The organism is Myceligenerans xiligouense (assembly GCF_003814695.1).
Taxonomy (GTDB): domain Bacteria; phylum Actinomycetota; class Actinomycetes; order Actinomycetales; family Cellulomonadaceae; genus Myceligenerans; species Myceligenerans xiligouense.
Genome location: NZ_RKQZ01000001.1, coordinates 3236757 through 3249107, shown reverse-complemented (window position 1 = coordinate 3249107; position 12351 = coordinate 3236757). Strand labels below are relative to the sequence as shown.

The 12351-nt window shown below is 73.5% G+C and carries 13 protein-coding genes; 6 read left to right on the top strand and 7 right to left on the bottom strand.

What is annotated here, in order from left to right; all coding sequences use genetic code 11:
- Positions 1 to 107 precede the first annotated feature (107 nt).
- Positions 108 to 1358 (top strand): sensor histidine kinase, encoded by a 1251-nt coding sequence (locus tag EDD34_RS14155; RefSeq protein ID WP_123815151.1) that lies wholly within the window; start codon positions 108 to 110, stop codon positions 1356 to 1358.
- A 62-nt stretch (positions 1359 to 1420) separates the two neighbouring features.
- Entirely contained in the window at positions 1421 to 2536 is a 1116-nt protein-coding gene (locus EDD34_RS14150; RefSeq protein ID WP_123815150.1) for a fatty acid desaturase family protein, read from the top strand.
- Between the two features lie 85 nt (positions 2537 to 2621).
- Here the strand turns inward: EDD34_RS14150 and EDD34_RS14145 are convergent, their stop codons facing one another.
- The 4 genes from EDD34_RS14145 to EDD34_RS14130 all read right to left on the bottom strand — a co-directional run bounded on the left by EDD34_RS14145 (position 2622) and on the right by EDD34_RS14130 (position 5090).
- On the bottom strand, positions 2622 to 3167 hold the full coding sequence (locus EDD34_RS14145; RefSeq protein WP_123815149.1) for an HhH-GPD-type base excision DNA repair protein: 546 nt from the start codon (positions 3165 to 3167) through the stop codon (positions 2622 to 2624).
- Positions 3168 to 3260: 93 nt separating this feature from the next.
- Entirely contained in the window at positions 3261 to 4142 is an 882-nt protein-coding gene (locus EDD34_RS14140) for a hypothetical protein (protein ID WP_123815148.1), read from the bottom strand.
- A gap of 53 nt (positions 4143 to 4195) precedes the next feature.
- Positions 4196 to 4681, bottom strand: coding sequence for a GNAT family N-acetyltransferase (locus EDD34_RS14135; protein WP_123815147.1), 486 nt, complete (start codon positions 4679 to 4681; stop codon positions 4196 to 4198).
- Positions 4674 to 5090 (bottom strand): PNPOx family protein, encoded by a 417-nt coding sequence (locus EDD34_RS14130; RefSeq protein WP_123815146.1) that lies wholly within the window; start codon positions 5088 to 5090, stop codon positions 4674 to 4676. The genes EDD34_RS14135 and EDD34_RS14130 overlap by 8 nt, the downstream gene beginning before the upstream one ends.
- A gap of 113 nt (positions 5091 to 5203) precedes the next feature.
- On the opposite strand from EDD34_RS14130, the gene kynA reads away from it, so the two are divergent.
- The 4 genes from kynA to EDD34_RS14110 are packed head-to-tail and all read left to right on the top strand — an operon-like array spanning position 5204 to position 9109.
- Positions 5204 to 6058: a tryptophan 2,3-dioxygenase gene (gene kynA, locus EDD34_RS14125; protein ID WP_123816544.1), complete on the top strand. Its 855-nt coding sequence runs from the start codon at positions 5204 to 5206 to the stop codon at positions 6056 to 6058.
- Complete coding sequence (locus tag EDD34_RS14120) at positions 6058 to 6927, top strand: amidohydrolase family protein (RefSeq protein WP_123815145.1); 870 nt, start codon at positions 6058 to 6060, stop codon at positions 6925 to 6927. Before kynA ends, EDD34_RS14120 begins: the two co-directional genes overlap by 1 nt.
- Positions 6924 to 8186, top strand: a complete 1263-nt coding sequence (locus EDD34_RS14115; protein ID WP_123815144.1) for a kynureninase — start codon at positions 6924 to 6926, stop codon at positions 8184 to 8186. Before EDD34_RS14120 ends, EDD34_RS14115 begins: the two co-directional genes overlap by 4 nt.
- On the top strand, positions 8183 to 9109 hold the full coding sequence (locus EDD34_RS14110; protein WP_123815143.1) for a PaaX family transcriptional regulator: 927 nt from the start codon (positions 8183 to 8185) through the stop codon (positions 9107 to 9109). The genes EDD34_RS14115 and EDD34_RS14110 overlap by 4 nt, the downstream gene beginning before the upstream one ends.
- A 71-nt stretch (positions 9110 to 9180) precedes the next feature.
- Here the strand turns inward: EDD34_RS14110 and EDD34_RS14105 are convergent, their stop codons facing one another.
- The 3 genes from EDD34_RS14105 to EDD34_RS14095 are packed head-to-tail and all read right to left on the bottom strand — an operon-like array spanning position 9181 to position 12247.
- Positions 9181 to 10113 carry an ABC transporter ATP-binding protein gene (locus EDD34_RS14105; RefSeq protein WP_123815142.1) on the bottom strand — a complete coding sequence of 311 codons (933 nt, stop codon included), beginning with the start codon at positions 10111 to 10113 and terminating at the stop codon, positions 9181 to 9183.
- Positions 10110 to 11237: a putative F420-0 ABC transporter permease subunit gene (locus EDD34_RS14100; RefSeq protein WP_425462355.1), complete on the bottom strand. Its 1128-nt coding sequence runs from the start codon at positions 11235 to 11237 to the stop codon at positions 10110 to 10112. The genes EDD34_RS14105 and EDD34_RS14100 overlap by 4 nt, the downstream gene beginning before the upstream one ends.
- Complete coding sequence (locus EDD34_RS14095; RefSeq protein WP_246012432.1) at positions 11234 to 12247, bottom strand: putative F420-0 ABC transporter substrate-binding protein; 1014 nt, start codon at positions 12245 to 12247, stop codon at positions 11234 to 11236. The genes EDD34_RS14100 and EDD34_RS14095 overlap by 4 nt, the downstream gene beginning before the upstream one ends.
- Positions 12248 to 12351: the final 104 nt, after the last annotated feature.

Below are 12351 nucleotides of genomic sequence, written 5' to 3'. Positions count from 1 at the left end.
GACCTCAACCTATCCCGGCGGGGCCACCTGTCCCGGCGGGGCCGCCACCCCGGATTAGCTCCGAAGAGTGATGTGGCGGGTCCTGCCGCACGTCTAATCTGACCCTGATGGACCGCACCCGCGAACGCCGCTTTCCAGTGGTCATGCGCGCCCTGACAAGGACCGACGCCGACACCGTCTCGCCAGCCCGCCGCGCCGAGGTGTGGCTGTGGACGATCGTCTCGGTCGGCACGGTCGTGCTCATCGCCGTCGGCTGGCCCGTCACCGCCTCCGGGTACGGCACCCACCCCCTGGCGGCGATGGTGGGCACCCTCGTGCACTGCTCCGCCGTGGCGCTGTCGGTCCGGTGGCCGTGGGCGGGGCTGGGGGCGTCGATCGCCGGGGCCATGATCCTGATCCCCATCACCGCTCAGGCCGCACCCGAGTGGCCGTGGCCGTGGCCGGTCACCGTGCTGCTCGCGCACTGCCTCACCGTGTTCGTCCTCGCGCTGCGTCACTCCTGGTTCTGGGCGGCGTCCCTCTGGTCGGCCGGGGCCATGCTCACCGTCCTGGCGCCCGCCGTCGTCGACCACCCGGCCGACGACGCCGTGCTGGCGAACGGTGCGGTGCTGCTGTCGGTGAGTGGTGCGTTCGCGCTGGTCGGGCTTCTCGTGCGGCTGTGGATCGCCGGCGTCGGCCGGGTCGAGGAGGCCCAGCGGCTCAGCGCGTCCGAGGTCGCCCGGCGCCGCGAGCTCGAGGAACGCAACCGGATCGCCCGCGAGCTGCACGACGTCGTCGCCCATTCCATGTCCGTCATCACCGTCCAGGCGACGACGGCCGGCTACCGCCGACCGGGTCTCGACGACGGCGTCCAGCAGGAGTTCGAGGAGATCGCCGCCTCCTCCCGGCGTGCGCTGGGGGAGATGCGCGGCCTGCTCGGTATCCTTCGTGGCCACGACACCGCGCCCACCGCGCCGCTGCCGAGCCTTCCGGACGTCGCCGGCCTCGTCGACTCCACCCGCGCCTCGGGCGTCGAGATCGCCTACTCGGGCACCGACGCCGGGGTGCCCGACGCCATCGGGCTCACCGCCTTCCGGGTCGTCCAGGAAGCCCTGAGCAATGCCCTCCGGCACGCCCCCGGCTCGTCCGTCGTGGTGACCATCTCCGACGACGAGCACGACCTCATCGTCCGCATCGCCAACTCCGCCCCGGAGCGCGCCGGGGAGCCCGCTCCCGGGGCCCGGCTGGGCCTCGCCGGAATCCGCGAGCGTGTCGGTGCGGTCCGCGGCACGGTGACGGCGGGCGTGACGCCCGACGGCGGGTTCGAGCTCACCGCCGTCGTCCCCCTCGTCGAGGACGAGGACGCACTACCCACGTAGGGGGTGTGGTTGGCTCCCGCGGGGGACGCGCACCGTGTGACTTCGTCCATACGTTGACGGGTATGACGATCGACAGCCCGGCCCGCCCGGCAGCCCCGGCCCGCTCGGCCCATCCGGCTCGCCCCGCCCGGCCCCGCTCCGCGCGCAACCCGCAGACCAACGACTACTTCGACCTCATGCGCCGCGTCTCCGACGCCGGCCTCATGGAGCGGAAGTTCCGCTGGTACGTGTGGCGGACCGTGGCGCTGGCGGCGGAGTTGGCCGTCATGCTCGTGCTGCTGCTGACGCTGGGCCAGACGTGGTGGCAGCTGCTGGTCGCGGCGGGCTTCGCCGTCGTCTTCACCCAGGGCGCGTTCCTCGCGCACGACGGCGCTCACCAGCAGGTGTTCACCAGCGGGTCGCGCAACGCGTGGTTCGCCCGGATCATCGGCAACCTCGTCGTCGGGCTCAGCTACGGCTGGTGGACCCGCAAGCACAACAAGCACCACGGCAACCCCAACGTGATCGGCAAGGACGGCGACATCGCCACGGGTACCCTCGTGTTCGTGCCGGGCGAGCAGGAGGGGCGCACCGGCGTGCTCGGCTGGGTGACCCGGCGTCAGGGCTGGCTGTTCTTCCCGCTGCTGACGATGTTCGGGCCGGTGTTCCACGCGACCGCCATCCACAGCCTGGCCACCACGCCGGCGATCAAGCACCGGGCCGCCGAGGGATGGCTGCTCGGGATCCGGCTCGTCGGGTTCCCGGTGCTCGTGATCGCCACCCTCGGGCCTTGGCTCGGGGCGGCGTTCCTCGCGGTCCAGCTGGTGGTGTTCGGCGTGTACATGGGCGCGGCGTTCGCGCCCAACCACAAGGGCATGGCGCTGATCCCGAAGGACGCCAACGTGGACTTCCTGCGCCGGCAGGTGCTCACGTCCCGCAACATCCGCGGCGGCGCGTTCGTCGACTGGGCGATGGGCGGCCTGAACCTCCAGGTGGAGCACCACGTGTTCCCGCGGATGGCGTCGGGCAACCTGCGTCGCGCACAGCCGATCGTGCGCGAGTTCTGCGCCGAGCGGGGCATCCCGTACACGGAGACCGGGCTGATGGAGTCCTACGGCATCGTGATCCGCTACCTCAACCGCGTGGGGCTCGGGCACGCCGACCCGATGGAGTGCCCGATCGCGTCGCAGTACCGCTGACGGGCGGGTACCGCTCCCCGGGCCGAGGCGCTGCGCTGCAGCGGTAGCCGAGCGGTTGCCGGCGCCGTTGCAGCGCCAGGCCCGCTCACCCTGCGGCCTTGGCGGCTGCTTTCTTGGCCTTCTTGAAGTCGCGGACCTTCTGGAGGGTTTCGGGGCTGGTGACGTCGGCGACGGAGCGGTAGCCGTCCAGTGCGTAGTCGCCGGCTGCCTTCTCCCAGCCCTCGGGGCGCACGTCCAGCTGCTTGGCGAGCAGGGCGATGAAGACCTTGGTCTTCTGGTCGCCGTATCCGGGCAGGGCTCTGACGCGGTTGAAGAGGTCGTCGCCGGAGGTGGCATCGCGCCAGATGCGGGTGGCGTCGCCGTCGTACTCCTCGACCACGTGACGGGCCAGGTCCTGCACCCGGCCCGCCATGGATCGTCCGTAGCGGTGGATCGCCGGGGGAGTGGTGGCCAGTTCCACGAACCGGTCGGGGTCGGTCTCGGCGATCACACCCGGATCGATCGACCCGAGCCGGGACTTGATCTTCCATGGCCCGCGGAACGCGTGCTCCATGCCGTACTGCTGATCGAGCAGCATCGCGACCACCACCGCGAACGGATGCTCGTCAAGGACGGCGTCGGCCTCTGGCATGCCTGTGACCTGGAACGACACGCGAACCACCCTTCCTGATGCTGTTCATGGCCGGCGGGCCCGGGCTCCTCTGCGGTCATTATCGCGCCGTGTTCAGCCGCCGTCCTTCGGGGCCGTGTCGGTCGTCGTCGTGCCGCCCTTCGCGGTCAGGTCGATGTCGGCGAGCAGCGGTGGTACGGGTACGTCGTCGTTCTGGAGCGTCACCTCGGCCCACTCGTCGCCGAGCCGGACGTCCACGCGGTGCGCCAGCCCGCCGTCGTCCACCCAGTACCGGATCGGGGAGCCCTTGGGGCCGGTCTCCGGCGTGCTCGCCGCGTCGTCCTGGTCCGGATCGCCCTCGGACGACAGGCCGCCGCGGGCGTCCCGCGCGTCACGCAGGGTCCCGGTGTCGTGGTCACGGCCGCCGTCAGCCGGCACCGGCGTCGGGCCGGCGAAGACCGTCACGGACCTGCCGCCGGTCTCGTCCTCCCGCAACCAGAGCGCGCCGCCGGTCCGGATGAGCGCCGCGTCGTCGGGCCGTTCCGCCCCGAGCCCGGCGAGTACGGCCAGCACGACGGCCAGCGGCGACCCGCTCGGGTCGAGCGGCGCGGCGGTCCAGCCGTCGAGCGAGGTGAGCGGCTTGCCCATGCCTCCCCTGCCGGACGTGGCGACGAGCTCGCGGTTCCACGCCACGCGGTCCGAGGCCAGGCCGTCGGCGGACACCATGCCGTACCCGGTGCGTGTCGTGTAGTCGAACCAGCCCGCGAGCTTCATCTCGCGTCCCTGGTCGGTGTACCTCGCCGTGATCGCGCGGCTGCCCGCCTCGGCGTTCCGCGTTCGGACGTCCGCCAGCAGCCGGGACTCCGAGACGGTGACCGGGCGGGCGGGGCTCATGGCCGGCTCGGCATCGCCGGTGCTCGCCGTGCATGCCGCCGTGATCACCAGGGTCAGCGCGACCAGGGCACCCGAGGCCCGCCGCGCACTCTTCCGTGCCATGGTCGGCATCTCATCACGGGGGCGTCGGGCGTGCCCGGCGAGGGGCGACGGCCTCAGCGGACCAGGCGGACCTCCAGTACCCCGTCCTCGCCGGTCCCGGTGGTGGCGTCGGGCAGGAAGCCGTTCTTCTGGAAGAACCTGCGCGCGCCGGTGTTCGCCGCCGCGATCCACAGTTCGGCGGACCGGGCCGGCGGGAGGATGCCGTTCAGGAGCGCCCGGCTGATCCCGCTGCCGTGCATCTCCGGCATCACCCACAGGTCGTGCAGGGCGAGGTCGCGCTTGGGTTCGTGGCCGAGCCGCGGCGTCGCCCGCCCGACGACGGCGAACCCGACCACCAGCCCGTCCACCTCGGCGACGAGCGGGGTCTCGCCCGCGGTGAGCCGGCGCCTCCAGGCCTCGATGCCGGCCGCCTGCGTGTCCGTCCTCCAGTGCTCCTCGGGAACGAGCGGCAGGTAGACGGCGCGCCGGCCGGTCCAGTGGACGGCGGCGATCGCGGCGGCGTCGTCGATGGTCGCGTCGCGCAGCGTGTACTCAGGCATGGGCAGACGGTACCCGGCGCAGGCGTCCCACCAGGCATTCCTCCAGCGCGAAGGTCTGCAGCAACTGGCGCGGCGCGGGCGCGAGGATCGTCACCGCCTCTTCGGCGGACAGCACTCGCAGCAGGTCGACGTGGAAGGTCGCCGACCCGCGCGTCAGCTCGAACGTCCCGGCGCCGGTGACGTTCCGCATCCAGTCGGTCCGCGGGCCCCACGGCAGCGGGATCACGGCGAGGATCTCGGCGGAGTCGGGATCGCGTCCCGCGAACGCGACGACCGGCGTCGTGTACTCGGTGCCGGACGAACGGCCGACGTGGTGGACGACGGCGAACGGCGGCAAACCGTTCGCGACCTTCTCGAACGTGGGGTTGATGGTCTTGGCCAGGGCGGCGACGGGCTCAGGCAGGTCCATACGTCCATCATGGCGAGAAGGCCGCCGGGGAGCGAGTCGCCGTGCCCAGATCTCTCAGATTCGTGCCGGTCGTCAGGTTGGCGTTATGGTCGGTTGAGGAGGGGAAAGGCGTGATGAAGATGAAGGCGGGGGTACGGCCCCTGGAGGAAGGCATCCGGACGGATTTCCGGGAGGAGATGGACTACGCCTCCTACCTGGGCCTGGATCAGGTGCTTTCCGCGCAGCACCCGGTCAGCGAGCCCGAGCACCACGACGAGCTGCTGTTCATCATCCAGCACCAGACCACGGAGCTGTGGCTCAAGCTGGTGCTCCATGAACTCCGCGCGGCCCGCGCGCACCTCGACACCGACGACCTGCTGCGCGCCCTCAAGGCGGTGGCCCGCGTCAAGCACATCCAGCGCACCATCACCGAACAGTGGTCGGTCCTGGCGACGCTGACCCCGAGCGAGTACGCGGAGTTCCGCGGGGTGCTCGGCTCGTCGTCGGGCTTCCAGTCGTACCAGTACCGCGCGGTCGAGTTCATCCTCGGCAACAAGAACGAGAAGATGCTGCCCGTCTTCCGCCAGAACCCCGAGGCGTACGAACTGCTCGACGGCCTCCTGCACGAGCCCACCCTCTACGACGCCTTCCTGCGCCTGCTGGCCCGCCGCGGCTACGCCGTGCCGGACGAGATCCTCGAGCGCGACGTGACGGAGCCCTGGGTCGAGCGCCCGGACCTGATCCCGGTGCTCACCGGCATCTACCAGGACCCGGCCTCCGCCTGGGACATCTACGAGGCGTGCGAGGACCTCGTCGACCTGGAGGACGCGTTCCAGCTCTGGCGTTTCCGTCACCTGCGCACCGTGCAGCGCACCATCGGGTTCAAGACGGGCACGGGCGGGTCGTCGGGCGTCGACTTCCTCAAGCGGGCCCTCGACCTGACCTTCTTCCCGGAACTCATCTCCGTGCGGACGGAGGTGGGCGCCTGATGGCTCGGTCGCTCCTGCCCGCCGTCGTCGACCACCACGTGCACCTGGGGCTCGTGGACCCGGACCGGCTCGCCGGCACGGTCGTGGCCGAGGTGCACGACCTCGGCTGGGACCCCGTGGTCATCGCCGCCATCGCGAAGGCGCCGCCGGCCGGCGTCAAGGTCCGCTTCGCCGGGCCGTTCCACACCGCGCCGGGCGGTTACCCGACCGGCCGGGCCTGGGTGCCGCGTGCCGCCGTCCGGCCCGTCGCGGGCCGTCAGGACGCGCAGCGCGCGGTGGCCGACGTCGTCGCCATGGGCGGGTCGTTCGTCAAGATCGCGCTGCACGCCGACATGCCGCTGCTCGACGACGTCACGCTCGTCGCCCTCGTGCGCGCCGCCCGCGCGGCCGGGCTCCCCGCCGTCGTGCACGCCGAGGGTGCCGGCCAGGCCGCCCGCGCGCTCGGTGCGGGCGCGGAGGTGCTGGTGCACGCGCCGTGGTCGGAACACCTGTCGGATAAGCTGCTGCGCGCGTCGGCCGGGCGCACCACCTGGATCTCGACGCTCGCGATCCAGGAGGGCGAGGCGCTCGGGATCGCCCTGGACAACGTGCGCCGGTTCTCCGCGGCCGGTGGCGCCGTCGTGTACGGCACGGACATGGGCAACGGCAACACCCCCGTCGGCCTGAACACCCGGGAGATCGAACTGCTCGGCGAGGCGGGCCTGACCGGCAAGGCGCTGCTGCGGGCCGTGGTCGGCGCGCCGGACCGCGTCGTGCCGGGCCGGGCGCTGATCTCGCCCCACCCCAGGCCGGAGACCGCCGACGAGATGATCGACTGGCTCGCCGACGCCCGCCGTCTGACCCCTGCCGACCTGGAGGCCCTGACATGACGACCACGACGGCACCCGACGCCGCCGCCCTCACGCCGCCCGGCCTCGCCGAGCGGGCCGCGGCGCTCGACGCCGCCGACCCGCTCGCGCGCTACCGCGACCGGTTCGTCCCCAGCCCCGGACTCGTGGCGTACCTGGACGGGAACTCGCTCGGCCGCCCCCTGCGCGCCACGCGCGAGCGGCTCTCCGGGTTCGTCGACGACCTCTGGGCCTCCCGCCTCATCCGCGCCTGGGACGAGGGCTGGATGGACGCCCCCACGGAGCTCGGCGACACCATCGGCCGGGTCACGCTCGGCGCGGGCCCGGGCCAGACCGTCGTCGCCGACTCCACCACGGTGATGCTGTACAAGCTGGCGCGTGCCGCCGTCGGCGCGCGCCCCGGGCGCGACGAGATCGTCGCCGACACCGAGAACTTCCCGACCGACCGCTTCGTCCTCGAAGGCATCGCCGCCGAGCGCGGCATGACGATCCGCTGGATCGAGCCCGACCCGGCGCGCGGCGTCACGGTGGACGACGTCGCCGGCGTCGTCTCGGAGCGCACCGCGCTGGTGCTGCTGAGCCACGTCGCGTTCAAGTCCGCCTTCATCGCGGACATGCCGGCGATCACGCGAGTGGTGCACGACGCCGGCGCCCTGGTCCTGTGGGACCTGTGCCATGCGGCGGGCGCCGTGCCGGTGGAGCTCGACGCCTGCGGCGTGGACCTGGCCGTGGGATGCACCTACAAGTTCCTGAACGGCGGACCGGGCGCGCCCGCGTTCGGCTACGTCGCGCGGGAGCTGCAGGGTCACCTGCGCCAGCCGGTCCAGGGCTGGATGGGCGCGGCCGAACCGTTCGCGATGGGTCCCGCGTACGAGCCCGCGGCGGGGATCCGGCAGTTCATCAGCGGGACGCCGCCCGTGGTGGGCATGCTGCCGATGCGAGACATGCTCGCCCTCCTGGAGGAGGCGGGCATGGCCGCGGTGCGCGCCAAGTCGATCGCCCTGACCGAGTTCGTGATCGAGGCCGCGGACCAGCATCTCGCCCCGCTCGGGGTGCGCGTCGCCTCGCCGCGCGACGCGGCCGTGCGCGGCAGCCACGTCACGCTGGAGCACCCCGCGTTCCGGGAGGCGACCGCGCTGCTGTGGCGGTGGGGCGTCATCCCGGACTTCCGCCCGCCCGCGGGGATGCGGATCGGGTTGTCACCTCTGAGCACGTCGTTCACGGAAGTCGCGCGCGGCCTGGCACTGGTCGCCGAGGCGCTGCGCGACCCAGGGGTATGACCGTCCTCGACGACTTCGAGTCGCGTCCGGGCAGTGCGACCTCGCTGCTGCGGACCCTCGTCGGCGCCACCCTGCGCGACCAGGGCGGGTGGATGCCGGTGTCGGCCCTGGTCACGCTGATGTCGGAGCTCGGTGTCCCGGCCGCCCGCACCCGGACCGCACTCGGGCGGGTGAAGGCGAAGGGACTCCTGGTCGCCGAGGCCCGCGACGGCGTCGCCGGCTACGCCGTCGCCCCGGCCGCCGCCGACATGCTCGGCCGGGGCGACCGGCGGATCTTCGGCCCACGGCGCACCGGGAACGACGCCGGCCGCTGGTGTCTTGTCTCCTGGAGCGTGCCCGAGGACCAGCGGGACCTGCGTCACCGGCTGAGGCGACGGCTCGCGGCGATCGGCTGCGGGTCGGTGTCCTCGGCGCTGTGGATCTGTCCGGACCACCTCGCCGACGATGTCGCCGCCATCCTCGACGAGCTCGAGCTGACCGGCCGGGCCACGGTCTTCCTCGCCTCCGAGATCCGGTACCCCGGCGGACCCGCCGCCGCGATCGCGCGCTGGTGGGACCTGCCCGCACTGCGGGAACTGCACGAGCGCTTCCTCGCGGGACACGCGGAGCCGATCGCCCGGTTGCTCGACGGCGCGCAGCGCGCGGGCGGGCCGGATCCGTCCGAGGCGTTCCGCACCTGGATCCGGGCGCTGGACGCCTACCGCCCGATCCCGTACCTGGACCCGGGTCTCCCGCCGGAGCTCCTTCCCGGCGACTGGCCGGGCACCCGGAGCGCGGCGGTCTTCGCCCGTCTCGCGGCGGTGGCTCGCCCTCCGGCCGGCCTCCACGCCGCAAGGATCGCCACACAGGCCCCCCACTCCCGCCCCCAGACTGCTCCCCACCCTCAGACTGCCCCCCACCCCCCGGCCCGTCCCCGTTACTGAGGCGGGTTCAGCAGGGCTTCGAATCCATTTGCAACGGCCCGAAAGGTCCGCGAGGCCCTGTTGAACCTCCGTCAGTGAGCCGGCTCCTGGGCCGGGGCGAAGGCGAGGACCGGGCGGCCGGTGCGCGGATGGGGCAGGACGTCGCAGGCCACGCCGTAGGCCGGCCCGATGATGTCCGGGACCAGGACCTGCGACGTCGGGCCCGCCGCGACGACCCGCCCGTCGGCGATCAGCACCACCTGGTCGCAGCTCGCCGCCGCGAGGTTGAGGTCGTGCAGTGCGGCGAGCACCGTGACGCCGCTCTCGGCGAGCCCGCGCAGCACCCGCATGGTGTGCAGCTGCGCGGCGATGTCCAGGTGGTTCGTGGGCTCGTCCAGCAGGAGGAGGCGCGGTGTCTGCGCGAGCGCGCGCGCCAGGTGGACACGCTGCCGCTCGCCGCCGGACAGGGTGGCGACGTCGCGCTCCGCCAGATCGGCGGCGCCGGCGCGTTCCAGGGCGCGGTCGGCGGTCTCGCGGTCCGCGTCCGACGGGCCCGCGAGCAGGGAGCGGTGCGGGATGCGGCCCAGCAGGACGGCGTCGTGCACGGTGATCGGCAGGTCGGTGCCCGCGTCCTGCTCGACCAGCGCGAGCGTGCGGGCGCGGGCGCGGCGTCCGAGGCGCAGCAGGTCGTCGCCGTCGAACACGACACCGCCGTCGTCCGGCGGCCGGATGCCCGCGATCGCCCGGAGCAGGGTCGACTTGCCCGATCCGTTCGGCCCGAGCAGGCCGGTCACGGCCGCGGCCGGAGCGGCGAGATCGACGCCGTCCAGGATCAGCCGCCCGTCGGTGCCCCACGACACCCGTTCCGCCGCCAGCCCGGCGGCCTGCCGGTCGCCGCGGCTCTCCGGGAGTGTCCGGACCCCGGGCGAGGCGCCTGCGGGGGAGATCCCCGGGCCGGGGATCTCGGTGCCGGGGCCGGCTCCGGCCGAGGCGCGACGCGTGCCCGACGGCGATCGGTCCGTCATGCGCGGGCCCTGCCCTTCCAGAGGAGGAACGCGAAGACCGGGGCGCCCACCGCGGCGGTGACGATCCCGACCGGCAGCTCGCGCGGGGCGAACAGGGTCCGGGCGAGCGTGTCCGCCCAGACCAGGAACGACGCCCCGGCCAGTGCGGACAGCGGTAGCAGCAGGCGGTGCCGGGCGCCGGTGACCAGGCGGACGGCGTGCGGCAGGATCAGGCCGACGAACCCGATCGACCCGCTCTGCGACACGAGCGCGCCGGTGAGCAGGGCGACCGCGACCAGCAGGGCCCAGCGCACCCGCTGCACGTCCACGCCCAGCGTCGCCGCCGCGGACTCGCCGAACGTGAACGCGTCCAGCACCGACCCGCTCAGCATCAGCCCGGTCCCCAGCACCAGGGTCGCCGCGCCGGTCACCGCGACGGACACCCAGGTCGCGGACCCGACCGAGCCCATGAGCCAGCTCATGACCTCGCGGAACGCGTCGCCCTTGACCGACCAGAAGATCACGAACGACACCGCCGCCGCGCACATCTGGCTGATCGCCAGCCCGGCCAGCACCGTCCGGGTCGGCGTGACCTGCCCGAGCGCGCCCGCCAGGCCGAGCGCCGCGGCGAGCGCGAGCACCGCGCCGCCGAACGCCGCGACCGGCAGGAGCGCCAGCACGGCGGCACCGCCGGTCACGAGCACCAGCACCGCGCCGAGCGACGCCCCGGAACTCAGGCCGAGCAGGTAGGGGTCGGCGAGCGGATTCCGGGTCAGGGACTGCATCACCACGCCGCACACGGCGAGACCCGCCCCGACGGCGGCCGCGGTCAGCGCACGCGGTGCGCGCAGGTGCCACACCATCCCGTCGCGGATCGGGGACAGCGGCTCCACGCCCAGGCCGAGCGGTTCCAGGAGCAGGTCCAGGCGCAGGTGCGTCGCCAGGGAGCGGCCCACCTCGGCGGCGGACAGGTCGGCGGGACCGATGAGCACCGCCGCGAGGACGGACGCGACCAGCACCCCGCCGAGTGCGATCCCGGCCGCCACGGGGCCGTTCGCCCCGGTCGTCGCGCCGGGGGCGCGGGCCGGGGCCCGGTCCTGGTCCCGGCGTGCCCGGTCGGGGACCACTCGGGACGGGGCGCTCACAGGTCGAGATCTCCCAGCTGCTCGACGACGTCGGCCACCGCGTCCACGTTGCGTACGCCCGCCTCGGTCGCCGGGAACGGGACGACGACGTAGTTCTCGTTCCGCACCGCCGTCATCTCGGCGGTCGCAGGGTTCTCCGCGAGCCGTTCCATCTTGGCCCCGGCGGTGTTCCAGGCGGCGTCGACCAGCACGATCACGTCCGGGTCGGCGTCGACCGCCTCCTCCCAGGCGAACGACGTCCAGGTGTCGTGCACGTCGGCGGCCACGTTCTCGAGCCCGGCCGCCTCCATGATCATCTGTGGCGCGCCGATGCCCGCGCCGACGTACGGGACGTCGTCGCCCGAGGAGTACCAGAGGGCGGTGAGACCGCGGTCGTCGGCCTCGACCGCCTCCAGGGCGGCTCGCTGCTCGGCGACGAGGTCCGCTGCGGCGTCGTCGGCCCCGAAGATGGTGCCGACCTCCTCGATCTCGCCGAAGACGTCGTCGAACGTGAGGGGGTCCGGCATGTACTCGGGGTCCTTGCACGCCGCGGGGGAGACGTAGGTGGCGACGCCGAGGTTGGCGAGCGTGTCACGGTCGCCCGCGGTCTCCGCGGTGATGTTCGACTCCCAGCCCGCGTAGACCAGCTGGGGCTCCAGCGCCAGTACGGCCTCCGAACCGGGTGCCTCGTCGGCCATGGGGTCGGCGACGGCCGGGACGCCGGCGGCGGCGTCGGACAGGGCGCCCGGCACCGGGCCGTCCAGGAACGCGGTCCCGACGATCCGGTCGCCGAGGCCGAGCGCGAGCAGCATCTCCGTGGTGGACGACTTGATCGTCACCACGCGCTCCGGCGGCGCGAGGATCTCGGTGGCGAACCCGCAGTTGTCGAGACGGACCGGGAAGGTGTCCGGCGCCGGGTCGCCCCCGTTCACGCTCGCGGCCGTGGACGTGCAGCCCGCGAGGGCGAGGACGGCCAGGGCGACGGCGGGGCGGGCGAGAGGGCGGATGACGGCAAGGTCAGGGGTGCGCACGGTGGCTCCTGTGCAGGATCGCTGATGACACCCGCGCCGAACGGCGCCGGGCCTGGGCGACGCGCCATCTCGCGCCGGCGGACCAGCGACCCACAGCTCGGGCC

Coding starts and splice junctions, on each gene's coding strand:
- EDD34_RS14140 (WP_123815148.1), bottom strand. CDS start 4,142: ATGGCACGGAAGAGTGCGCGGCGGGCCTCGGGTGCCCTGGTCGCGCTG.
- EDD34_RS14145 (WP_123815149.1), bottom strand. CDS start 3,167: ATGCCAGAGGCCGACGCCGTCCTTGACGAGCATCCGTTCGCGGTGGTG.
- EDD34_RS14115 (WP_123815144.1), top strand. CDS start 6,924: ATGACGACCACGACGGCACCCGACGCCGCCGCCCTCACGCCGCCCGGC.
- EDD34_RS14105 (WP_123815142.1), bottom strand. CDS start 10,113: ATGACGGACCGATCGCCGTCGGGCACGCGTCGCGCCTCGGCCGGAGCC.
- EDD34_RS14120 (WP_123815145.1), top strand. CDS start 6,058: ATGGCTCGGTCGCTCCTGCCCGCCGTCGTCGACCACCACGTGCACCTG.
- EDD34_RS14130 (WP_123815146.1), bottom strand. CDS start 5,090: ATGGACCTGCCTGAGCCCGTCGCCGCCCTGGCCAAGACCATCAACCCC.
- EDD34_RS14150 (WP_123815150.1), top strand. CDS start 1,421: ATGACGATCGACAGCCCGGCCCGCCCGGCAGCCCCGGCCCGCTCGGCC.
- EDD34_RS14135 (WP_123815147.1), bottom strand. CDS start 4,681: ATGCCTGAGTACACGCTGCGCGACGCGACCATCGACGACGCCGCCGCG.
- EDD34_RS14155 (WP_123815151.1), top strand. CDS start 108: ATGGACCGCACCCGCGAACGCCGCTTTCCAGTGGTCATGCGCGCCCTG.
- EDD34_RS14110 (WP_123815143.1), top strand. CDS start 8,183: ATGACCGTCCTCGACGACTTCGAGTCGCGTCCGGGCAGTGCGACCTCG.
- kynA (WP_123816544.1), top strand. CDS start 5,204: ATGAAGATGAAGGCGGGGGTACGGCCCCTGGAGGAAGGCATCCGGACG.